Origin of the sequence: Rhodobacter ferrooxidans (assembly GCF_000176015.1) — a bacterium.
GTDB classification, from domain to species: Bacteria; Pseudomonadota; Alphaproteobacteria; order Rhodobacterales; family Rhodobacteraceae; genus Pseudorhodobacter_B; species Pseudorhodobacter_B ferrooxidans.
Genome location: NZ_ACYY01000010.1, coordinates 15399 through 38654, shown reverse-complemented (window position 1 = coordinate 38654; position 23256 = coordinate 15399). Strand labels below are relative to the sequence as shown.

At 66.0% G+C, this 23256-nt stretch carries 17 protein-coding genes; 4 read left to right on the top strand and 13 right to left on the bottom strand.

Annotation, left to right across the window (positions count from 1 at the left end; translation table 11 throughout):
• Nucleotides 1-28: 28 nt before the first annotated feature.
• The gene (gene mgrA, locus RSW2DRAFT_RS08905) at nt 29-1060 is read right to left on the bottom strand and encodes an L-glyceraldehyde 3-phosphate reductase (RefSeq protein WP_008030150.1); all 1032 of its coding nucleotides are present in this window, start codon (nt 1058-1060) and stop codon (nt 29-31) included.
• A gap of 100 nt (nt 1061-1160) precedes the next feature.
• Here mgrA and RSW2DRAFT_RS08900 point away from each other — a divergent pair, with 100 nt between their 5' ends.
• The gene (locus RSW2DRAFT_RS08900) at nt 1161-1994 is read left to right on the top strand and encodes a YihY/virulence factor BrkB family protein (RefSeq protein ID WP_008030148.1); all 834 of its coding nucleotides are present in this window, start codon (nt 1161-1163) and stop codon (nt 1992-1994) included.
• A 27-nt stretch (nt 1995-2021) separates the two neighbouring features.
• On the opposite strand, the gene xylA is transcribed toward RSW2DRAFT_RS08900, so the two are convergent.
• The 5 genes from xylA to xylF all read right to left on the bottom strand — a co-directional run bounded on the left by xylA (nt 2022) and on the right by xylF (nt 8010).
• Entirely contained in the window at nt 2022-3323 is a 1302-nt protein-coding gene (gene xylA / locus RSW2DRAFT_RS08895; RefSeq protein ID WP_008030146.1) for a xylose isomerase, read from the bottom strand.
• Nucleotides 3320-4759 carry a xylulokinase gene (xylB, locus tag RSW2DRAFT_RS08890; protein WP_008030143.1) on the bottom strand — a complete coding sequence of 480 codons (1440 nt, stop codon included), beginning with the start codon at nt 4757-4759 and terminating at the stop codon, nt 3320-3322. Before xylB ends, xylA begins: the two co-directional genes overlap by 4 nt.
• Nucleotides 4759-5520, bottom strand: coding sequence for an ATP-binding cassette domain-containing protein (locus RSW2DRAFT_RS08885; protein ID WP_008030142.1), 762 nt, complete (start codon nt 5518-5520; stop codon nt 4759-4761). Before RSW2DRAFT_RS08885 ends, xylB begins: the two co-directional genes overlap by 1 nt.
• 1 nt (nt 5521) lies before the next feature.
• Nucleotides 5522-6886, bottom strand: coding sequence for a sugar ABC transporter permease (locus RSW2DRAFT_RS08880; RefSeq protein ID WP_008030140.1), 1365 nt, complete (start codon nt 6884-6886; stop codon nt 5522-5524).
• 101 nt (nt 6887-6987) lie between these two features.
• On the bottom strand, nt 6988-8010 hold the full coding sequence (gene xylF, locus RSW2DRAFT_RS08875; RefSeq protein WP_008030138.1) for a D-xylose ABC transporter substrate-binding protein: 1023 nt from the start codon (nt 8008-8010) through the stop codon (nt 6988-6990).
• 213 nt (nt 8011-8223) lie between these two features.
• On the opposite strand from xylF, the gene RSW2DRAFT_RS08870 reads away from it, so the two are divergent.
• A complete protein-coding gene (locus tag RSW2DRAFT_RS08870) occupies nt 8224-9501 on the top strand; it encodes an ROK family transcriptional regulator (RefSeq protein ID WP_008030136.1) in 1278 nt (425 codons plus the stop codon).
• Nucleotides 9498-11027 carry a CRTAC1 family protein gene (locus tag RSW2DRAFT_RS08865; protein ID WP_008030134.1) on the top strand — a complete coding sequence of 510 codons (1530 nt, stop codon included), beginning with the start codon at nt 9498-9500 and terminating at the stop codon, nt 11025-11027. The genes RSW2DRAFT_RS08870 and RSW2DRAFT_RS08865 overlap by 4 nt, the downstream gene beginning before the upstream one ends.
• Here RSW2DRAFT_RS08865 and msrA read toward each other — a convergent pair whose 3' ends face one another.
• Complete coding sequence (gene msrA, locus RSW2DRAFT_RS08860) at nt 11028-11657, bottom strand: peptide-methionine (S)-S-oxide reductase MsrA (protein ID WP_008030132.1); 630 nt, start codon at nt 11655-11657, stop codon at nt 11028-11030. It lies immediately after the preceding gene.
• 150 nt (nt 11658-11807) lie between these two features.
• On the opposite strand from msrA, the gene RSW2DRAFT_RS08855 reads away from it, so the two are divergent.
• Nucleotides 11808-13172, top strand: a complete 1365-nt coding sequence (locus RSW2DRAFT_RS08855) for a phosphohexomutase domain-containing protein (RefSeq protein ID WP_008030129.1) — start codon at nt 11808-11810, stop codon at nt 13170-13172.
• Here RSW2DRAFT_RS08855 and addA read toward each other — a convergent pair.
• Genes addA through RSW2DRAFT_RS08825 form a run of 6 tightly spaced genes read right to left on the bottom strand, consistent with a single transcriptional unit; the run spans nt 13169 to nt 23158 of the window.
• Complete coding sequence (gene addA, locus RSW2DRAFT_RS08850; protein WP_008030127.1) at nt 13169-16441, bottom strand: double-strand break repair helicase AddA; 3273 nt, start codon at nt 16439-16441, stop codon at nt 13169-13171. The two genes, RSW2DRAFT_RS08855 and addA, sit on opposite strands and share 4 nt — an antisense overlap.
• Nucleotides 16438-19365 (bottom strand): double-strand break repair protein AddB, encoded by a 2928-nt coding sequence (gene addB / locus RSW2DRAFT_RS08845; protein ID WP_040671896.1) that lies wholly within the window; start codon nt 19363-19365, stop codon nt 16438-16440. Before addB ends, addA begins: the two co-directional genes overlap by 4 nt.
• Before the next feature lie 4 nt (nt 19366-19369).
• On the bottom strand, nt 19370-20074 hold the full coding sequence (locus RSW2DRAFT_RS08840; RefSeq protein ID WP_008030121.1) for a nucleotidyltransferase family protein: 705 nt from the start codon (nt 20072-20074) through the stop codon (nt 19370-19372).
• Nucleotides 20050-21066 carry an aminoglycoside phosphotransferase family protein gene (locus RSW2DRAFT_RS08835; RefSeq protein ID WP_008030118.1) on the bottom strand — a complete coding sequence of 339 codons (1017 nt, stop codon included), beginning with the start codon at nt 21064-21066 and terminating at the stop codon, nt 20050-20052. The genes RSW2DRAFT_RS08840 and RSW2DRAFT_RS08835 overlap by 25 nt, the downstream gene beginning before the upstream one ends.
• Entirely contained in the window at nt 21059-21538 is a 480-nt protein-coding gene (gene tsaE / locus RSW2DRAFT_RS08830; protein WP_008030116.1) for a tRNA (adenosine(37)-N6)-threonylcarbamoyltransferase complex ATPase subunit type 1 TsaE, read from the bottom strand. Before tsaE ends, RSW2DRAFT_RS08835 begins: the two co-directional genes overlap by 8 nt.
• Nucleotides 21539-21577: 39 nt before the next feature.
• Nucleotides 21578-23158, bottom strand: coding sequence for a PAS-domain containing protein (locus tag RSW2DRAFT_RS08825; RefSeq protein WP_008030114.1), 1581 nt, complete (start codon nt 23156-23158; stop codon nt 21578-21580).
• Nucleotides 23159-23256 lie beyond the last annotated feature (98 nt).

The window sequence follows — 23256 nt, the reverse complement described above, 5'->3', positions numbered from 1 at the left end:
ACCCTGTCGGCCAGACCGGCGGCAGGTGTCATTCCGAGGCAGACGAGCGTGCCCAGAGGTTGATGTCCTCTTCGGCGGCAAGGCGGTCGATCTCGGCCAATTCCGCGGCGGTGAACTCCAGATTGCCGATGGCCCCGGCGCAATCGGTCACCTGTTCGGGGCGCGAGGCGCCGATCAGCGCCGTGGTGATCATGCCGCCGCGCAGCACCCAGGCAATCGCCATCTGCGCCAGCGTCTGCCCGCGCGCCTGTGCCATCGCATCCAGTGCCCGCACGCTTTCAATCGCCCGCGGGGTGATGGTGGCCGGGTCCAGGCTCTTGCCCTGCGAAGCCCGGCTGCCTGCGGGAATGCCGTTCAGGTATTTGCGGCTGAGTATCCCCTGCGCCAGCGGCGTGAAGGCGATGGAGCCGACGCCAAGCTCGGCCAGCGTCTCCTTCAGCCCGTCATGTTCCACCCAGCGGTTCAGGATGTTGTAGCTGGGCTGATGGATCACGCAGGGCGTGCCCAGATCGCGCAGGATCGCCACCGCTTCACGGGTTTTCTCGGAGTTGTAACTGGAGATTCCGGCATACAGCGCCCGGCCCGACCGCACGATCTGATCCAGCGCGCCCATGGTTTCCTCCAGCGGCGTTGCGGGATCAAAGCGGTGCGAATAGAAGATATCGACGTAATCAAGCCCCATCCGCTTCAGCGACTGGTCGCAGGACGCGATCAGATACTTGCGCGAGCCCCATTCGCCGTAAGGCCCGGCCCACATGTCGTAACCGGCCTTGGAGCTGATGATCAGCTCGTCGCGGTAACCGGCGAAATCGGTCTTCAGAATCTCGCCAAAGGCTTCCTCGGCGCTGCCGGGGGGCGGGCCGTAGTTGTTGGCCAGATCGAAATGGGTAATGCCCAGATCGAACGCCGTCTGACAGATCGCCCGCTTGGTAGCATGCGGCGTGTCATGGCCGAAATTGTGCCACAGCCCCAGCGACACCGCCGGCAGTTGCAACCCCGACCGGCCGCAACGGCGATAGATCATCTTCGAATAGCGGTCTTCGGCGGGGTGGTAGGTCATCGGATTTCCTTTGCTTTGCGGCAAATGACCACATCGAACTGATGCATGCAAGTTGCCCTTGGGTTGCGCAAGCGCCATGCTGTTCACGAAGGGAAACCAGATGCGGCGCAGGGCTAAACATGCAGGGTCTTTCCTCTGGTCGGTCTGGCTGCGGATGGAGAACAGCCATTTCGGCCTGATCTCGGCCGGAGTCGCCTTCTATGCGATGTTCGCGCTGTTTCCCGGCCTGACCGCCACCATCGCGATCTGGAGCCTCGTATCCGACCCTTCGGTGATTTCGTCCTATGTGAAGGTCGCCGACGAGTTTCTGCCGCATGATGCTGCCGTTCTGGTGCATGACCAGATCACCGCGCTGATCACCACGCCGAAGGTGCATCTGGGCTGGGCCACGCTGCTGTCGCTGGGCATCGCGGTCTATTCGGCGCGGGCGGGAATTTCGGCGCTGATCCAGGGGCTGGACGTGGTGCATCGCGCCACCCCGCGCGGGCTGTTGCAGGGCTGGTGGGTGGAGTTCGTGATGACCATGTCGCTGATCACCACGGTGCTGGTGGCGCTGGCCACGGTGGTGATCGTGCCGCTGGTGCTGAACTTCGTGACCTTGGGCGTGCTGGAGGGCTGGATGCTGCTGGCGCTACCCTGGGGCGCGATGGTGCTGCTGCTGATGTCCTGCCTGATCATCCTTTACCGCTTCGGCCCCAACACGCCGCAGCGCCGGGTGCACCGGGTTATTCCCGGCGCGTTCCTGGCGGCGCTGGTCTGGGCGATGGTGTCGATCGCGCTGTCGGCATATCTGGCGAATTTCAACAGCTACAACCGGATTTACGGCTCGATCGGCGCGGTGATCGCGCTGCTCAGCTGGCTTTATCTCAGCGTCTGGTCGGTGCTGCTTGGCGCCGCCGTCAATGCCGAAATTCCGTATTCAAGGCCGCATTAGGGGCGCCGTAAAGCGCCCCCTGACCAGTCAGATATAGCGGTTCCACAGGTTTTCCAGCCGTTCCTGCTTGCCAGATACCGGTTGCGGGTCGATGCCGCGGGCCAACACGTCGGCGGAAATCGCGGCCAGATCGCTTTTCAGCATTGCCTGCGCCGCCGGCGCCTCCCACCCGGCATAGCGGGCGCGGCGGGCGGCTTCCAACTCGCCCCCCTCCAGCATCGCCGCGGCGGATTTCAGCGCCCGCGCGCAGGTGTCCATGCCGCCGACATGCGCCAGGATCAGGTCTGCCGGATCAAGGCTTTGCCGCCGCACCTTGGCATCAAAGTTGGTGCCGCCGGTGGTATAGCCGCCCGCCCGCAGGATTTCATAGAAAGCCAGCGCCTTTTCGGCGTGGTTGTTGGGGAACTGGTCGGTATCCCAGCCCGACTGGTAATCGTTTCGGTTCATGTCGATCGAGCCGAAAATCCCCAGGCTGGTGGCCAGCGCGATCTCGTGTTCGAATGAATGTCCCGCCAGAATGGCATGGCCCTGCTCGATATTGACCTGGACTTCCTTTTCCAGCCCGAAGCGCTTGAGGAAGCCGTAAACCGTGGCCACATCATAGTCATACTGATGCTTCGAAGGTTCCTGCGGCTTCGGCTCGATCAGGATCGCGCCCTTGAAGCCGATCTTGTATTTGTAATCGACCACCATCTGCAGGAAGCGGCCGGCATGTTCGGCCTCCAGCCCCAGATTGGTGTTCAGCAGCGTCTCGTAACCCTCGCGGCCGCCCCACAGCACATAGTTCTGCCCGCCCAGTTTCAGCGTGGCATCCATGCAGCTTTTCACCGTCGCCGCCGACCAGGCGAACACGTCCGGGTCAGGGTTGGTGGCCGCCCCCGACATGAAGCGGCGGTGCGAGAACAGGTTGGCGGTGCCCCACAACAGCCGGGTCTTTGATCCGGTAATCTTCTCACCGATGTAATCGACGATTTCCTCCAGATTGCGTTTGCTTTCGGCGAAAGTCGCACCCTCGGGGCGGATGTCGGCATCGTGGAAACAGAAGAACGGCGCGCCCAGAATGTCGAACATCTCGAAGGCCACGTCGGCTTTCAGTTTCGCGTGGGCGATGCTGTCCCCGAACCACGGGCGATCAAAGGTCTGGCCGCCGAACGGGTCGCCGCCCGGCCAGGCAAAGCTGTGCCACCAGGCCACGGCAAAACGCAGATGATCCTTCATCGGCTTGCCCAGCAACACCTGATCGGGGTTGTAATGGCGGAAGGCGAATTCGTTGGTGCTGTCTGCCCCTTCGAACTTGACGGCGGGGATGCCCTTGAAGAAATCGGTCATGGCAGGCTCCTTATGGCGGTTTGTGCGGCGCGGTAGCGGGCGTGGCCCGCATCGAACGCCGCTGAAAGGGCAGGGTCGGGCTCGATCACCCGCGAGATTGGCGGCAGCGTGGCAATTTCCGCCCCGGCACCAGTGGCGGCCATGATGGCCAGACGCGCGGCACCGAAGGCCCCGCCGAAATCACCGGCGGCGGGAAGTTGCACCGGGCAATCCAGCGCCGTGGCGATGGCGGCAAGCCAGTAGTCGGATTTAGAGCCGCCACCAACGGCGATCAGATGTTCCAGCTTGGTGCCGGTGGCGGCCAGCGCATCGCGGCAATCGCGGATGGCGAAGGTCACGCCTTCCAGCACCGCCCGAGTGCCCGCGGCGCGGTCAGTGGCGTGTTCCAACCCAAGGAAGGCCCCACGGATGGCCGCATCGTTCAACGGCGTGCGCTCGCCACCCAGATAGGGCAGGAACAGCGCCTTTCCGGGCGCCTGCAATGGCCCCATGGCATGGGTCAGGCTGACGGCAGTTTCGCCCACCAGCCCGGCATACCAGTTCAGCGCATCGGTGGCGGCAAGGATCACCCCCATCTGGTGCCAGGTATCGGGCAGCGCATGGCAGAAGGTGTGCACGGCGGTCTCCGGCGCCGGTTGATAACCGTCATTGGCGGCAAACAGTACGCCCGAGGTGCCAAGCGACACGAACGCCTCGCCCGCCCGCACCACGCCGACGCCAACGCCCGAGGCGGCATTGTCGCCGCCACCGCCCGCCACCACCACCTTGCGCGATAGCCCCCAGCGCGACGCCAGTTCACCCCGCAGCGTGCCCGACACCGCCGAGCCTTCCACCAACCGCGGCATCTGGCTGCGGCTGAGGCCCGTCGCGGTCAAAAGATCATCCGACCAGTCGCGCGCCCCGGTATCCAGCCAGCTTGTTCCGGCGGCATCCGACATCTCGGCCACATGCTCGCCGGTCAGCCATAGCCGCAGATAATCCTTTGGCAGCAATACCTTGGCTACCCTGTCGCGCAAGCGCGGCTCGTGGTGCTGCACCCACAGCAGCTTCGGCGCGGTAAAGCCGGGGAAGACGATATTGCCGGTCACCCGGCGAAACTGCGGGTCGGCGTCCAGATCTGCGGCCTCGGCAAAACTGCGGGTGTCGTTCCACAGGATGCAGGGCCGCAGCACCTCGTCCGAGGCATCCAGCAGCGTCGCGCCATGCATCTGCCCCGACAGCCCGATGGCCTTCACCGAGGCCAGCGCATGCGCCGAAGCCAGCGCATCCAGCACGGTTTCCGCAGCGGCGATCCAGTCGGCCGGCGATTGCTCCGACCAGCCCTCATGCGGGCGCTGCACGGTCAGCGGCGCGGTCGCCTCGGCCAGCACCCGCTGGCGCGCATCAATCAGAATACCCTTCAGCCCCGAGGTGCCCAGGTCCAGCCCGATATACATCACGCGGCCTTCGCCGGTTTCTTGCCCATGATGATCATGCCCAGAATATCCTCGTCGGTCACATCGGCGATGTTCACCGTGCCGACCAACTGCCCGTTCTTCATCACCGAGGCGCGGTCGCACAGCTTCATCACGTTGTGGATGTCATGCTCGATCAGGAAAATCCCCAGGCCCTGCGCCTTCAGCTCCTGAATCAATTCCGCGACCATCTGGGTTTCCTGCGGCCCAAGGGCGGCGGTCGGCTCGTCCATGATCAGGATTTTCGCGTTGAAATACACCGCCCGCGCGATGGCCACCGACTGCCGCTGCCCGCCCGACAGCGCCGAAACCGGCACGTTGAACTTGCGGAAGTTGGGGTTCAGGCGGCCCATGATCTTGCGGGTTTCCGCCTCCATCTGCGCGTCATCGACAAAACCTGCCCCGGTGATCAGCTCGCGCCCCAGAAACAGGTTGGCCGAGGCGGTCAGGTTGTCGGCCAGCGCCAGCGTCTGATAGATCGTCTCGATGTTCTGCGCCCTTGCGTCGCGCGGGTTGTTGATGGTGACCGGCTTGCCGTTGATCAGGATCTGGCCGGAATCGGCATGATAGGCCCCCGACAGGCATTTGATCAGCGTCGATTTGCCGGCGCCGTTATGGCCCAGCAGACCGACAACCTCGCCGGGGTGCAGATCGACCGACACGTGGTCCACCGCCCGGATGCCGCCAAAGGCGATCGAGATGTCGCGCATCTCGACCAGCGGTGTTGGCTTGTTGGTGGTCATCTTACACCCCCGTCCGTTTGCGATACTGGATGTCGATCCACACCGCCAGCACCAGCACCATGCCGACGACGATGTTCTGGAACGGCGCATCGACGCCCACCATCGCCATGCCCGATTGCAGCGATTGCATGATCAGCGCGCCCAGAATGGCACCGTAAACCGTGCCCATGCCACCGGCCAGCGCCGTGCCGCCGATCACCGCTGCGGCGATCACCCGCAACTCGTCCAGCGAGCCGAGGTCGAGCGAATGGTTCGACAACCGGGCCGAGGCGACGGCGGCAGAGATGCCGCACAGCCCGCCCATCAGGCCGAACACCTTGACGGTCAGCAGCCGGGTGTTGATGCCCGAAAGCTCGGCCGCGTCGGGGTTGCCACCGGTGGCGTAGATATAGCGCCCCAGCCGGGTGCGCGAGGACATCACCGTCAGCACCAGCGCCACGATCAGCAGCAGCAGCACCGAAATCGGGATTCCGTAGAATTCGGTATACCCCTCGGGCATCGTCTCGCCACGGGCGGCGAACAGGCGGCGCAGACGGGCGGTGGGAACCTCGTTCGAATTGAGCAGCGCCACAAAGCCCAGGATGGCCGCGACGGCGATGGCCGAAAGGGCGGCTTCGGCCCAGACCGGCTTGACCGGAAAGCCATGCCCCGCCCGGGCGCGGCGCGATTTGATCAGGCCATACACCGCCCCCGCCGCAGCAATCGCCCCCAGAATCCACGAAGCGGTCACGCCGATGGTGCCGTTGGTGCCGCCCAGCATCAGGAAGGTGCCGTCCAGCGGCCCGACCGTCTGGCCACCGGCGATGAAATAGGCAACCCGGCTCCAGATCAGCAACCCGCCCAGGGTGACGATGAAACTCGGGATACGCTGATAACCGATCAGCCAGCCCTGAAAGCTGCCGACAATCACCCCGGTCAGGATGCCCACCAGCACCGAAAGCGGCGCGGTCAGCGGGTGTTCAAGGCCAAAGCCGAAGGTGTTCGGCATGATCTGGGTCTGAAACACCGCCATCACCGAGGAACACAGCGCCAGCAGCGACCCTACCGACAGGTCGATGTGTCGCATCACGATCACGAACACCATGCCCGCGGCCATGATCGCCACCGACACGGTCTGGATGGTGATGTTGAAGGTGTTCTGCGGCACGAAGAAGCGTCCGGCAGACAGCCATTCCAGCGGGTTCGGCACGAACACCGGCATGGCGCGGATGCCGGTCCAGAACTGGAACGACAGGCAGATCACCAGAAACGCGCCGATCATGCCCAGCAGGCGGGTATCGACTTCCAGCGTCTGCAACAGGCTGCGCTTGGCTTCGGACTGGGGTTTGTGTTCGGATTTGGGGGAATTGGAGGCCGCGTCGGTCATGGTCTGTCCTTGCAAGCGAGGCGTTGCCGCATGGGCCGCGCGGCACCAGAAATCGCCCCGACCCGAAGGCCGGAGCGATGAAGGTTCAGATCGTCAGCCGATCAGTTGCAAGGCGCCGGACCGGCGGTCACGCCCTGGCACAGCGCTTCCTTGGTGATCCAGCCGCCATCGACGACCAAAGCCAGATTGTCCTTGGTGATCGGAACCGGCTTCAGGAACATCGCGTTCATCTCGTTGCCGCCCGGGGTGGTGAACTTCACCGCGCCGGTGATGGCATCGGGAGCAGTGCCGCCAGCCAGAGCCACGGCAATCTCGCCCGCGGCCTTGCCCAGATCACGCGCGTCTTTCCAGACCGAAACCGTCTGGGTGCCCGCTGCCACGCGGTTCAGCGCGGCATGGTCGCCATCTTGCCCGGAGACCGGAACCACCATGCCCTGCGCGGTCAGCGCGGCAATCGCGCCCCCGGCAGTGCCGTCGTTCGACGCCACGACCGCATCAACCCCGTTCGAGGTTTCGGTCAGGATCTGCTCCATGTTCTTCTGGGCATTTTCCGGCTTCCAGCCATCGGTGTAGGCTTCGCCAACGATGGTGATGTCGCCCGCGTCGATCGCTGCTTGCAGCACTTCTTGCTGGCCGCCGCGCAGGAAGTCGGCGTTCGGGTCGGTGTTCGAGCCCTTGATCATCACATAGCGGCCCTTGGGGGCAGCGGCCAGAACGGCAGCGGCCTGCATCCGGCCAACCTCGACGTTGTCGAAGGTCAGATAGAAGGCGCGGTTGTCTTCGATCAGGCGGTCATAGGCGATGACCGGCACACCGGCGTCGGCCGCGGCCTGCACGCCCGGAACCACGGCGGCGGTATCCATGCCCAGCACGATCAGCGCGTCAACGCCTTGGGCCAGAAGCGCCTCGATGTCGGAAAGTTGTTTGGCCGAAGACGCTTGCGCATCCGCCGAAACATAGGTGGCACCGGCAGCGTCAAGGGCGGCCTTGATCGCGGCTTCATCGGTTTTCCAACGCTCTTCCTGGAAGTTCGACCACGACACGCCAACGGTCAGACCTTCGGCAAGGGCTGCCGACGAAAACCCGGCGGCGGCAAGCACCGCCAAAAGAACTGCATTACGCATGTTTATCCTCCCTGTGGATGCGGCCAGCGAATGGCCGGTCCGACGGATTCGTCGGCACGGCAGGAAGGTGCCGCTAATAATTTCAGTTGTCAAAATAAAAATGCTGGTCAAAGCTGACAGCGCTAACGTATTCCCCGCGTTTTCGCTGCCATGCAGCATAAATTGGGCGGTTGGCGAAGAATTTGCCGGGTTTTTTGTTCGGGAGCCTAAGAAATGATGCCGCAACTGCGAAAAGCCGCCCGCAACAAGGCGTCGCAAGGCTGCGGCCCGCTGATTCCGCCGCTGTCGGAAACCACCCGTCCCTTGCGCCAGCAGGTGTTCGAACGGGTGCGGGCGGCGGGGCTGATTCCCCGCGTGCAACTGGCCAAGGAGCTGGGGGTTTCGCCGGCGTCGGTCACCACCATCACCTCGGAACTGATCGAGGCCGGGCTGATCGAAGAAGTCGCCGCCCCGCGCGATGGCGATCAGGGGCGCGGGCGGCCTGCGGTGGCGCTGGGCGTGCGGGCCAGCGCGCATCGGGTGGCCGGGATGAAGCTTTCGGACCGCGAGCACACCGCGGTGATTGTCGATTTCGCGGGCAACCTGATTGCCGATGACGTGATCCCGCGACGCCCCGGGGCGATGGCCTTGCCGGAACTGCTGGATGCGATGGCGACGCTGCTGGTCCGGGTCTGCGCCAAGGCCGGGATGGCGCCTGCCGATCTTAGCGCGCTGGGCCTTGGCGTGCCCGGCTTTGTCGATTGCGAGGCGGGGGTGGTGCATTGGTCCTCGGTGCTGACCGACCGACTGGTGCCGTTGGCGCAGGCGGCCACGGCGCGGCTGGGGCTGCCGGTGCATGTCGATAACGATGCCAATCTGGTGACGCTGGCGGAACTGTGGTTCGGCGCCGGGCGCGCGCTTTCCGATTTTGCCGTGGTGACCATCGAGCACGGCGTCGGCATGGGCTATGTGCTGAATCACCGCATCTATCGCGGCGGTCAGGGCTTGGGAATGGAACTGGGCCATACCAAGGTGCAACTGGACGGCGCGCTGTGCCGCTGTGGTCAGCGCGGCTGTCTGGAGGCTTATGTCGCCGACTATGCGCTGGCGCGCGAGGCGACGATTGCGCTGAACTGGAGCCACAAGGAAGGCCAGTCGATCAATGTGCTGCTGGAAAGCCTGTATGATCATGCCAAGGCCGGCAACTCTGCCGCGCGGTCGATCTTTCGCCGCGCCGGGCGTTACCTTGCGGTGGGGCTTTCCAACGTGGTGAACCTGTTCGACCCCGCGCTGATCATCCTGTCGGGCGAGCGGATGCGCTACGACTACCTTTACGCCGCCGAAACCCTGGCCGAGATGGAAAACCTGTCGATCGCCACTGGCCGCCCCCGCGCACCGATTGAAATCCATGCCTGGGGCGACCTGCTGTGGGCGCATGGCGCGGCGGCATTGGCGCTTTCGGCGGTTTCCGAGGGCTTGGTGGCGCCTTACCGGGAGATTGCTGCGCAATGAGACTGCTGCTGGTTCTGGCCACCCTGCCCGGCACCGCGCTGGCCGACCCCGCCTTCATCGACCGCGCCGCCGCCCTGCCGGTGCCGCAGGTCTATGATGGCGACTGGGAGCATTTTGTCGGCGGCGGCGTGGCTGTGCTGGACTGCAACGCCGACCACAAGCCCGACCTGTTCACCGCAGGCGGCACCAACCCGGCGCGGCTTTACGTCAATGCCACACCTGAACCCGGCGCCGACATCGCCTTTACCGCAGGCACCCTGCCCGATTTGAAAGGCGTCACCGGCGCCTGGCCCATCGACATCGACAACGATGGCTGGCTGGACCTGGTGGTGCTGCGGGTCGGGCCGAATCTGCTGCTGAAAGGCGGGCCGGAGTGCGCCTTTACCGATTCCACCGCCGACTGGGGATTTGTGGCGGGCGACCGTTGGTCCACCTCGTTCACCGCCACTTGGGAGGATGGCCAGGTCTGGCCGACACTGGTGATCGGCAACTACGTTGACCGAACCCGCAAGGACGGCCCGTTCGAGGCCTGCGATGTCAACGAACTGCACCGCCCCGAAGGCCGCCGCTACGGCCAACCCACCCTGCTCGACCCCGGCTATTGCGCGCTGTCGATGCTGATTTCCGACTGGCAGCGCAACGGCGTGGCCGATCTGCGCATCTCGAACGACCGGCATTACTATGTCCGCGGCGGCTATGAGCAGATGTTCCACCTGAACCCGCTGGCCGAATACACCGAGGCCGAGGGCTGGAAACACGTCTCGCTGTGGGGCATGGGCATTGCCAGCCGCGACATCACCGGCGATGGGCTGCCCGAGGTGATGCTGACCTCGATGGCCGATCAGTTGTTGCAGATCAACGAGGGTGGCGGCCGGTTGCACAACGCGCCCTACAGCATCGGCACCTATGCCCAGCGGCCGTTTCTGGGCGACGATGGCCGCCCCTCCACCGGCTGGCATGCCGAGTTCGGCGATATCGACAATGACGGTCGCAGCGACCTGTTCATCGCCAAGGGCAATGTGCAGGAGATGCCTTCGAACGCCATGCGCGACCCCAACAACCTGCTGATGCAGCAAGCGGATGGCACATTTGTCGAAAAGGCCGATGCGGCGGGGGTGGCAACGCTGCACCGCTCGCGCGGGGCCGGGCTGGTTGATCTGAATGGCGACGGGCGTCTGGATATCGTGGTGATGAACCGCCGCGCGCCGATGGAGGTTTGGCAGAACGCGACGGAAGGCACCGGCACCTGGCTGGAGGTCGAGCCGCGGCAGGAGGCGGTGAACAGCCGCGCAGTGGGCGCCTGGGTCGAGGTCCGTAGCGGTGACGCGGTGCAGGCGGTCGAGATTACGGTGGGCGGCGGCCATGGCTCGGGTCAGGCCGGGCCGCTGCATTTCGGGCTGGGATCGGCGAAAAGCGCCGAGGTGCGGGTGATCTGGCCCGGCGGTGTGGCGTCAGACTGGCTGCGCCTGGACGCCGGGCAACGGGTGGTGCTGCGCGCCGATGGCACGGCGCTGGTTGCCGAATGATCAGTGCGCGAAAGCCGTCTGATCGCCCCAAAGCTGCCTGACCCTGGCATCGCGCCCGCAGCCCTCGCGGTAGAACTTGTAGGCGTTGGATTGCTTTTTCGGCCCGCCGCGGGTCAGCACCAGACTGCCGCCCTTGTAGTAATCCTGATGATATTCTTCGGCGGGCCAGAAGGCGCCGGCATTCAGGATCGGCGTCACGATCTGCCGCCCCAGCGCCGCTTCCGCCTCGGCCTTCGCCGCCTCGGCAATGGCCTTTTGCGCGGTGTTAGAGACGAAAACCGCCGAGCGATAGCTGGGCCCGCGGTCGCAGAACTGGCCCTCGGCATCGGTCGGGTCGATGGAGCGGAAGAACAGCCGCATGATCTCGGCATAGCTGACCACGGCGGGGTCGAACGTCACCTCGACCGCCTCGTAATGGCCGGTGGTTTCCGAACTGACCTGCTCGTAGGTCGGGTTCTGCTCGGGTCCGCCAGTATAGCCCGACACCACGCCGCTGACCCCCGCAACACTTTCGTAATTCGACTCCATGCACCAGAAACAGCCGCCTGCCAGCAGCGCCTTTTCGGTGGCGGCACTGGCGGCACTGGCCAGACCAAGCGCTGTTATCAAGGCAAAGAGATAGGTTTTCATGACAATCCTTTCGGGTTTTCCCTACCCTGCGGTCAAAGACACCGCCCGGCAACTCACTGCCGCGTGACCTCACGCAGCGGTGATGCGGGAAAGATTTTCCGTTTCCCGGTAAAACCGCGTATGACTTTGATGCCCAACCATGGACCCACCATGACCCTGACCTGCTTCAAAGCCTACGACATCCGCGGTCGCCTTGGGGCGGAACTGAACGAAGATATCGCCCGCCGCATCGGCAGGGCCTTCGCGCAGACGCTGGGGGCGAGGCGGGTGGTGATCGGGCGTGATTGCCGGGAATCCTCAGTGGCGCTGACCACGGCGGCGACTGAAGGGCTGATCGCGGCGGGTGCCGATGTGCTGGACCTCGGCCTGTGCGGCACCGAAGAGATGTATCACGCGGTGACGCATCTGGGCGCGGATGGCGGTATCGAGGTCACCGCCTCGCACAACCCGATGGATTACAACGGCATGAAGATGGTGCGGGCCGCTTCGGCGCCGCTGGATGCCGAAACCGGACTGGCGGCAGTAAAGGCGCTGGCCGAAAGCGGCGATTTCGCGCAAGCAGTGCCGGGCAGTTTGCACGAGGCTTTGGGGGCCAGAAAGTCCTATATAGAGACTGTTCTGGGCCTGATCGACATCCCGGCGCTACGGCCGATGACCATTCTGGTCAACGCCGGAAACGGTGCCGCCGGCCCGACCTTTGACGCCATCGAGGCCGAACTTGCCGCCCGGGCCGCGCCGCTGCGCTTCGTGAAACTGCACCATACCCCCGACGGCAGTTTTCCGCACGGCATCCCCAACCCGCTGCTGCCGGAAAACCAGCCCGTCACGGCGCAGGCGGTGCTGGCGGCGGGGGCCGACATGGGCGTGGCCTGGGATGGCGATTTCGACCGCTGCTTTCTGTTCGACCATCTGGGCCGCTTCATCCCGGGCGAATACATTGTCGGCCTGCTGGCCGAGGCGTTTTTGGCCTGCGAACCCGGCGCCACCATCGTGCATGATCCGCGGGTGATCTGGAACACGCAGGACGTGGTGGCGCGGGCTGGTGGCCAAGCAGTGATGGCGCGCACCGGCCATGCGTTCCTGAAGCAGGTGATGCGCGACACCGGGGCGGTTTACGGCGGCGAGATGTCGGCGCACCACTATTTTCGCGATTTCATGGCCTGCGACAGCGGCATGATCCCCTGGCTGTTGATCGCCGAACTGGTCGGGCGGCGCGGGATGCCGCTGGCCGACCTGCTGGCGGAACGGATGGCCCGGTTTCCGTCCTCGGGCGAGATCAACTTCCGGCTGGAAAACCCCGCCGCAGCAGTTGCCGCCGTGGTCGCGGCGCTGGAGTGTCAGGCCTTGTCGCGCGACGATACCGATGGCGTCAGCCTGACTTTTGCCGACTGGCGGCTGAACCTGCGGTCCTCGAACACCGAGCCGTTGTTGCGGCTGAACGTCGAGGCGCGGGGCGATGCCGGGCTGGTGGCGCGGGCAGTGGCGCGGATTTCGGCGCTGATCCGGGCGGTTTAGGGAACCGGCATCAGCCGGGCGGTGGCGGTCCACAGGATCGCGGTTTCCACCCGCCGGTCGGGGTAAATCTGCGCCAAAGCCGCCGCATAGGCTCGCATTTGTCGCAGCAGGCCTTCCGGCACCTGCGCCGAAGTGGCAGGTATCACGCTGTTGGACTTGTAGTCGATCGCCAGCACCCGATCCGGCAAAAGGATCAGCCGGTCGATGGTGCCGTAAAGGCGTTTTCCGTCGATTTCCGCGGTAACAGAGACTTCTTTCAGCGCGTCAGCGGCGAAAATCGGTGCCAGATCAGGCGCGGTCAGCACCGTTGTCGCCTCGGCCAGCAACGCCAGACGATCCTCGGCCTCGGCCAGCAGGCTTTCGGCCAGCGCGGGCCACAGCGCCGGGTCTTGTCCCGGCAAATGCTCCAGCAGCAGATGCAACCTTGTGCCGCGCAGCTTGGCCGCCGCCGTGTCGCCCGCAAGGTCACCCGGCAGCACCTTGGCGCCACCCAGATCGGACGGCGACAGCGGCTTTTCAGCTGTCGGCGGCACCGGCGCGTGGCGTTGCGCCCAGTCGGGCAGGGCTGGCAAGTCGGCCGCAGAAATCCCCGCACGCGGCGCGTTTTCCGGCCACACGCCACCGCGCAAGATCAAGCCGCCTCCCACCGCCGCCTCGGCCCCCGCTGCCATCATCCCGGCGCGGATACGGTCGTGCCACGAAGCACCACTGACCTTGCCCGCCGCGGCCACCATCAGCCAGCATTGCGCCCGGGTCATCGCCACATACAAAAGCCGCAGGCTTTCCGCCTCGGCCGCCAGCCGCCTTGCCTCGCGGGCCTCGCGGGTCGGGGCCGGGCTGTCCTCGGCGGCGGTTTTCCAGATCATGCTGCCATCGGCCAGCCGGTAAAGCTCGGCCCGATCGCGCGGGGCATGGTCGGCGGTATCGGGCAGGATGACGATCGGCGCCTCCAACCCCTTGGCGCCATGCACCGTCATCACCCGGATGCGCCGCCCGGCACTGTCGGCCTGACGCTTGACCTCGACATCATCGGTCTGCAACCAGCTCAGGAACCCGGTCAGGCTGGGCACATCGTTGCGCTCATAGGCCAACGCCTGCGACAGCAGTTCGTCAATGCCATCCTCGGCCTCCGGCCCCAGCCGCGCCAGCAGAAGCCGCCGCCCGTCATGCCGGGTCAGCGCCCGCTCGATCAGGTCGAAAGGCCGCAGGAAATCGGCCTGATCGCGCAGGTCGTGCAGGATTGCCAAGGTTTCCGGTGCATCGGCCTGCCGCAACGCCTGCCACAGATAACCGGTCCGCCCCTGCGCCAACGTGTAAAGCTGGCCCTCGGTCCAGCCCAGCAGCGGCGAGCGCAACACCTCGGCCAGCGCCAGATCATCCTCGGGCGTCGCCAGAAACGCCAGCAGCGAGGCCAGATCCTTCACCGCCATTTCACCGCCCAGCTTCAGCCGGTCAGCCCCGGCAATCGGCAGACCGGCGGCCTTGCAGGCGCGGATGATCTCGGCAAACACCGCAGACCGCCGCCGCACCAGCACCAGAAAATCACCGGCATGGACCGGGCGCTCGCCGCCATCGACGGGGATCTGCACGCCGGCGTCGATCATGTTCTTGATCCGCGCCGCCACCTGCCGCCCCAGCCGCGCCGCCACATGTTCGTCGGAGATCAGATCGACCGGGTCGAACCAGTCGCCATCCTCGGGCTTGCCCGAAGGCTCCAGCGCCGGCCACAGTTCCACCTGCCCCGGCATGGCGGATTTGAAGGCGATGTGGTTCACCTTCCCGCCGACATCGGCATGGGTGGTGGCGTCAAAGGTCAGATCGACCAGCCGCAGGATCAGCGGCGAAGAGCGGAACGAATACTCCAGCTCCAGCCCCTGCAACGGCGTGTTGACCTGCGCCAGATTGGCGCGAAACAGGCTCTGCATCGCCTCGAACGCGCCGACATCGGCACCCTGGAAGGAATAGATCGACTGCTTCTTGTCACCCACCACGAAGATCGTGCGCGGCACGTCGCGCGCCCCACGCCCGGCGGTGAACTCCTGCGCCAACAGGCGGATCACATCCCATTGCTCGGGCGAGGTGTCCTGCGCCTCGTCCACCAGGATGTGATCAATGCCGCCATCCAGCCGGAACAACACCCACTGCGCCACCGAAGGATCGGTGAGCAGGGCCTTGGCGCGGGCGATCAGATCGTCGAAATCCAGTGCCCCCCGTGCCAGCTTGCGGGCGGCATAGCGCGGCAGAAAGGCGGCGGCAAAGGCGTGGAGGATGCGGGTTCGGTCGGCGGCAAGCAGCGCCATCCGATCCTCGCGCGCGGCTTCCACCCGGCGCATCAGGTCTTGCAACCGGGGCAGCAGCGGACCGAGCTTGGGTTGCGTGGCTTTGGTGGGAAAGCTGCCCAGCTTGGCGGTGAACGGCTCGGCGGCCTTGGGGCCAGTCAGCAGCACGTCTTCCAACGCGGCCAGAACCGCCAGATCAGGCACCTCCAGCCGCAGGGCGCGCAGCTTGTCGGCGGCTTTCACGTCATTGGCCGACCCCGTGGCCATGACCGAGGCGACCTGCGCCAGCCACTCTGCCTCACCGCCCAGAAACACCTGCGCCAGCAGGGTTTCAGCGGTCAGCCCTTTCGGAAGCCCGAACAGCGCCCGGCAATCGGCGTCGTTCAAGGGCCGTTCAAACCACCTGCGCTGGCCTGCCACCTCAGCCGCCAGCGCGCTGAAATCCTCGCCGGTATAGGCGCGGGCCAGATCGGCCACGGCCTCCGGCGCGCCAAATTCGGCCAATTCGTCAACGATTTCGTCACGCAACAGGCTGGCAGCACGGTCATCGAGTTCGGTGAACTGCGGCGAGACGCCCGCCTCCAGCGGAAAGCGCCGCAGCAGGCTGGCGCAGAACGAATGGATGGTCTGGATGCGCAGACCGCCCGGCGTCTCAATGGCGCGGGCGAACAATTGCCGTGCCTTGCCAAGGGTTTCCGGCTGTACCGCCCCCGCCACCCCCAGATCGGCCAGTGCTGCGCGCAGGGCGTCATCCTCCAGCATCGCCCAGCCGCCCAAGCGCCGGAACAGCCGGTTCTGCATCTCGGAAGCCGCGGCCTTGGTGTAGGTCAGGCACAGAATCCGCCCCGGCTCCACCCCCTCCAGCAGCAGCCGCGCCACCCGGTCGGTCAGCACCCGGGTCTTGCCCGACCCCGCGTTGGCCGCAAGCCAGGTCGAGCGGCCCGGATCGGCGGCCTGCACCTGCCGTGCGCTGGCGTCATTGCGGGTCATCCGACATCCTCCGGCACCGGGGCATCGCTGGTTTCCCATTCGCCGTAACGCGCGAGGTGGTCGTAATCGCCGGGAAAGCGTTCCTCGAACACCGCGCGACGGGCGGCGTAGCCTTGCGCGCGGGTCAGGTAGCGGGCGATCAGCTTGTGCAGGTCTTCCCAGACCTTGCCCAGAAGTTCCTCGGTCACCTCGGTTTCCACCAGCTTGGGCGAGGTGCCAAGCCCGACATAGCTGATCCGCGCCACCTGCCGCGCGCCGATGGGGGCAAAAGCGCCGCGTTCGGCCATCGCTGCCTCCAGCAGCAACTGCTTTTCGAACTGCGCCTGCTGCTTTTCGGTGGGCGGCGTGCCGGTCTTGTAATCGAGGATGTGCAGCCGCCCGTCGGGCAGCGCGTCGATGCGGTCGGGCTTGGCAGTCAGGTTGAAGGGCAGCGGCGCAAGCGCAATCGCGCCGCCGCTTTCAAGGATCACCGACGTGCCGCCCTGCGCTGCATCAGCTGCCAGAAAGAAATCCGCTGCCCGCTCCAGCCGTGCCCGCCACAGCGCGCGGGCGGCAGGCCAGGGCGCCTGTTCGGCCATCACCTGATCGGAAATTTCCAGCAACCGCAGCCGCGCCTCGGCCCGGGTTTCCGCGGGCCGTTCCTGCACGAAGCGTTGCAGGATGGCGTGCAGCAATGATCCTCGCAGCCGGGCATCCGGGGTCTGGCGCAGCGGGTCCAGTTTCTTCAGCCGCAGGATGGTGCGCGCGTAAATCGCATAGGGGTCGCGGATCAGCGTGCGGATACCAGTGACCGCCAGTTGCGCCGGGCGGGCCTCGACCGGCGGGCGCGGGGCGGGGCGATTGGCGGCGGGAACGGTGGCAGCGGGCGTCTCCAAAGCCTCGGCCAGCCGCAGCCATGTCGCACCACGCGCCTGCATCGCCGCCAAAGCCTGTGGCCCGCCCTGCCCGGGCAAGCCGCGCAGCAGGTTCTGCAACCGGTTCAGCCAGCGCGACGGCACGGTTTCCGCCTCGGCATTGCGGGTGGCATGGGTCAACACCACTTCGGTGGCGGCAATCGCCTGCTGATAGTCATGCGCCGACAGGCCGATACGGCGTTCGGGCAATAACAGAGCCGCTTTTTGCCGCATCTGCCGGTTCAGCCAAGGGTCGGGCGGCGGCATCTGCGGCCAGATGCCGTCGTTCAGCCCGCCCAGAATCACCAGATCGGCGCCCTGCACCCGCGCCTCCAGCGTGCCCCAGATCATGATCTGCGGATGGCTTTGCACATCCTCGCGCACCTCGCCTTTCGCCAGGATCGCCTCGAACAGGTCGCGGTAATCGGCGGGGGTCAGATCGCCGCCATAAGGCGCCTCGCGAGCCAGTTCCTGCACCGCCGCCAGTGCCGCCTCGCCGGGTTTCTTCAGCCAAAGCTCGCCGGTGCCGAGACCAGCGGGGCCGCGCGCCAAAGCCTCGGTCAGTGCCAGATGCTGCGCGACATGGTCCGCCAGCGGCCGGTTGCCGACGTCTTCCACCCCGTCCAGCGCCTGCACCAGCCAGTCGGCCCAGAGCAGCACCGCCGGGTCGCTTTGCCTCGCCGCCCAATCCGTCAGCATCGCCGCCGAGGGGAAAGGCGGGCCGTATTTGCGCAGCTTCAACTCCAGATCGCGGGTGAAACGCAGATGCTCGCCGCGATCAGTGCCGCTGGCGGTCAGCGGGTGTTTCAGCAGCGTCAGCAACGCCTCGCAGGTCATCCGCTGGCCGAACAGTGCCGCCACATGCCTGAGCAACCGCCCCGGCGCCGAAAGCGCCAGAGGCCGCCCGGCGCTGTCATCGGGCAGGATGCCCCAACGGTCCAGCGCCGCCGTCACCTGCCGGGTCAGGCCGCGGTCGGGGCTGACCAGCGCCGCCACCTTGCCCTGCTCTGCCGCCTGCCGCAGGATCAGCGCGATCGCCAACGCCTCGGCCCGCGGGGTGGGGGCGGCGATCAGGGTCATTGCAGCGGTTGCCTGCGCCAGATCGTGCAGCCGCTTGCCCTCGATCAGCCATTGGTCGGTGACAGGGGCGGGCCGAAGCGACAGCGAAATCAGCCGGTTGCGGGCGGGCGAAGGGGCATTGACCGCAGTCCAGGGCTGCACATCAGTCGGCGACAGGTCCAGACCGCTCAGCAGCCGGTGAAAGCGGTATTGCGGATGATCCTCGCCGGTCAGCGCGTCGCCAAGACCCTGCCAGACCGCCGCCGGCATATCGAAATCGAACCCCGGCAGCACCAGCGCCCCCTGCGGCAACCGCGCCACCGCCTGCATGAACAGCGCCGTGGTGCCGCGAGAGCCGGTCGAACCGGCCACGATCACCGGCCCCGGCGGCGGGTTCTTCTGCCATTCGGCGGCCAAAGCCTGCACCACCAGCCGCTGCCGGGTTTCGGCATCCGGGCGGCTGGTGCTGGCGAAGAACGGCAGCACGATGGCCATAAATTTCTGGGTGCGCTGCCAATGCGCCGAGTGGTCCGAGACATCCAGCGCCGCAATGGTTTCGGGCGAAACCCCCTCGCCCTGCATCTCATCCAGCAGGGTCGCAAGGCTGTCGGACAGGTCGTAAAGCGCGGCCCGTGGCGCAAGATCGGGTTGCGCATCCAAGAGCCGCGCCACCAGTTGCGTCAGTTGCAGGCGGCGGCGCAGCGGCGGGATGGCGGCGGGTATCCCGGCCAGCGCCACATGCTGCGAAAGATCGGTGACCAAGCCGATGTGCGGCAGGAAACCGGCGCCCGTGGCGGTGAACAGCCCGGTGATCCGCCGCGCCATCCGCGTGGTGTTGACGTAAAGTTGCACCCGCGCCATCGCCTCGGGCGGCTGGCCTTGCAACCGTTGCCGCAAACCGGCCACCAGTTGCGCCGGGAAATCGACGCCGGGGGCCATGGCGAACACGCGGGGGCCGGGGTCGGGGAACATCGGTTCAGCCATCGGCGGCCCGCAACATCGCCTCGGCCTGCGCAATGCCCTCGGGGCGGCCGACGTCGCACCAGCCGCCCTGATGCACGATGCCGTAAGCCCGGCCTTCGGCAATCATCTGGTCCCACAGCAGGTTCAGCGAGAACACCTGCGCCGGAATATCCGCCAAGCCCTCGGTGCGGATGATCTGCGCGCCCAGATAAACCGCCCCCGGCGCGCCTTTGGCCCGGGTGATGCGGCCCGACACGTCCAGCAGGAAATCGCCGTGGCCGCTATGCCCGATGGCGTGGCTTGCTGGCAAAAGCAGCAGCAGGGCGTCCATCTGCGCAGGCTCCCAGGCCTTCCGCAATTCGTCCAGCGGGTTCCGGCCAGTCCAGACCGCATCCGAGTTCAACGTGAACACCGGCCCGTCGCCCAGCAGCGGCAGCGCCGCCCGCAAACCGCCGCCGGTTTCCAGAATCTGTGCAAATTCATCGGAAATAGCCACATCCGGGCGGGGGGCCAGATGCGCGGCAAGCTGTTCGGGCAGGTAGTGCAGGTTGACGACCTTGCGCGAAACTCGGGCCGTATCGGCCAGTTCCAGCGCGTGGTCGATCAGCGGCTTGCCCGCGACATGGATCAGCGGCTTCGGCCGGTTGGCGGTCAACGCGCCCATGCGGGTGCCCAGACCGGCGGCAAAGATCATCACGGCGTCGGGGGTTTGGCGCATGCGGCGGCGATCCTTTCCAGCCGGGCGGGGGTGGGGACGGGCAGCAAGTCCTGACAGATCTGCGCCAGCGGCGCCAGCGCCGGATGCGCCAGATTGCGCTGCAACTGACCCCAGACCCGCGGCATCAGGGCGACGTAGTGCCGCTTGCCATCGCGCAGGCACAGCCGGGCGAAAATGCCGAGTATGCGCAGCGCCCGTTGCGCGCCCAGCGCGGCATAGGCGGCGCTGAAAGCCATCTCGTCGGCACCGGTGGCTGCACGGAAGCGCGCCTTCATCGCGGTCTCGGTCACCTCGGTCACCTCGCGCCGGGCGTCTTGCAGCAGCGACACCAGATCGTAGCCCGGCTGCCCCATCTGCGCCAGTTGGAAGTCCAGCAGGCCGACCCGGGCCAGACCCGCGCGGTCGGGCATCCACAGCAGGTTTTCGGCGTGATAGTCGCGCAGGATCATCACCCGCGGGCCGTCGGCATGAGTGGTCAGAACCTCGGTCAGGCACGCCACGAAAGCGGCGGGATCAATCCGGTCTCCGGTGATGGCAAAGCGATACCAGTCCAGCGCGAAAGCCGCCGCCTGCGCCCAGTCCTGCGCCGAAGGGTCGGGCAGGCCTGGTGGAGCCTTGTGGCGTTGCAGATGCACCAGAACATCGGTGGCGGCGGCGTAAAGTTCCGGCTCGCGGCTGGGGTCGGCCATGGTCAGGCGGGCGAACAGGGTGTCGCCAAGGTCTTCCAGCAGCAGAAATCCATTGGTCAGGTCTGCGGCCAGCACTTGCGGCGCCGACAGGCCGATGCCGGTCAGATGGCGGGCGATGGCCATAAAGGTGGCGGGGTCGTCGCCCTTTCCCGGCGGGGCATCCATCAGCACGGCAGTTTCCGCCCCACGGGTCAGCCGGTCATAGCTGCGGTCCGAGGCGTCACCGGCCAGAAACCGCCGGTTGGCATCGACCCAACCGGCGCGGGTCAGGAATTCGTGGCTGAGGGTGCTGCGGTCAGGCATCGGCGGGCCAATCCTGCATGATGGCGGCGCGCAGATCGGCGCGGCCACCGGAAACCAAAAGCCGCCTCCCCTCGCCCTCCTGCGAAAGCTGCAACCGCATCGCACCGGGCGGGGCAAGGCTGCCCAGCCGGTCGGGCCATTCGATCAGGCAGATTGCGGTATCGAAGGCTGCCTCCAGCCCCAGTTCGGTCACCTCATCAGGGTGGCTGAGGCGGTAGAGGTCGGCGTGCCAGATCTCGGTATCACCCGCGTCATAGGTCTGCACCAGCGTGAAGGTGGGCGACGGCACGTCTTCCATCCGCCCCAGCCGGGCACGGATCAGGGACCGGGCGAGGTGGGTTTTACCCGCGCCGATCTGGCCTTCCAGCAGCAGCGTATCGCCGGGGCGCAGTCGGGCCGCCAGCCATTCACCGAAACGGGCGGTTTCCTGTTCCGAGGCCAGGAAAATCGAAAGGGGGGCGGCGCTTGACATGGGCCAAGCTTACCGCCCTGCCCAGCCGCTGCAAGCCCATCACGCCGACTTGCGTGCCTTGCTGGCGGCCAGCCGCGGGCTTCGGGCCTTTTCGGGGGCCGCCAGCCGGAACGTGGCCAATGTCGAGCCGCCCTGGATCGGGGTAAACCGGCAGTCCAGCAACCGCCCGTCGTTCAACCGCGCCTCGCCACCCCAGGCCTTGCGCTCGCCCATGGTGGCGATGAAATCCTCGACTTCGGACCAGATCGGTGAGGGCGCACTGTTCTCGCGCCAGTGGGCGCAGAGTGTGGCCACGCCGCTTTCGCCCAGGGTGGAGGCCGGATCATGGCCCCAAAGCTCGGTATAGGCGGTGTTCGACATCACCAGAACGCCGGATTCCGAAAACACCGCCAGACCCTGATCCATCGCATCGACCACCGCCTGACCCAGTTCCAGATCGGCGCGATAGCGGCGGGTGCGCGACATCTCGGTCGAGATATCCTCGAACATCAGCGCCAGCGCGCCGTTGGGGTGTGGGCGGCCGATCACCCGGTAGGTCTGCCCGGAGGGAAGGCTCCAGGTTTCCTCGTAAAGCCCGGAAGACGCGGCCTTTTCCAGTTCCGTCATCTGCTTGCGCCAGAACCGGTAGTCTTTCGGCTCGGGGATCATGTTGCGGTCGCGCATCGCATCCAGAAAGGCAAACAGCGTCGGGCGCAGGGACAGGAAATCGGGCTGCAAGCCGGAAAGATCCAGCAGCGCCGGGTTGAACAGTTGCAACTGGCGCTGGCGGTCGAAAATTGCCAGTCCGATCGGCAGATGCGCGAAGGTCTTGGTCAGCGTCTGCATGAAATCGCGCAGCGAGGTTTCGGCCTGCACCGCGGCATCGGCGGGCAGGCCGAACATCAGCCGCCCCTCGCCTTCGGCAAAGCCGATCAGGTCATACCAATGCGCAGGCCCGGTCGGCTGGTCCAGTCGCTGACGCTGGCCATTCACCCCCTGCGCCACGGCTGTCCGTTCAAAAAGGCGCGGCAGCGGCCAGGACAGATCCTGCCCCGGTTCCAGCTTCTGGCTGGCCTGATCCAGATAGGTCGCATTGGCCCAGGTGACATCGCCCGACGCCGCCTCGCGCCAGATCATCAGCGGCGCCTGCGAGATGGTGCCGCGCAACTGCGCCAGTTCATCCTCCTGCGCGCGCTGGGTCAGCAGATCGGCACCGGGAGCGCGGCGTTCGGTATCAGGGTCCAGCAGGGTGATGCGGGTCAGACCGCCACGCAGTTCCGCCCGCAGCAGCAGCGGCTGCGAGGCGGTATCGGTCGAGGCCAGCATCACCTGCCCTTCGCCCTCCAGCCCCTGAAACCGCGCTTCGAACCCCGGAAACCGCGGCGAGAGGAACGCCGCCAGCCGCGCCCAGGGACTGCCCTTGATCTGACTGAGCGACAGCAGCGCCCGCGCCTCTGGTGTGGCGTCGATCAGCGTTTCGCCGTCGAACAGAAAGCTGGCGTGATCGCCCTGATCGAGGAACACGCTGCCGGTCGCGGCCTTGGCCTTGGCTTGCAGCGCCGAAAGCACCATCAATCCACCGATGGCGGAAAGCAAAGCTGCGGCGATAACCACCAGCCCCAGCACCAGATCATATTGCATCACTGTCCCCGAAGGCGAACTTCTTTTTCAGGTTCAGCTTTGAGAGGAGAAAGTTAATGCGTGGTTAAGCACATTAAAAATATCAAGCCGGACGCCCA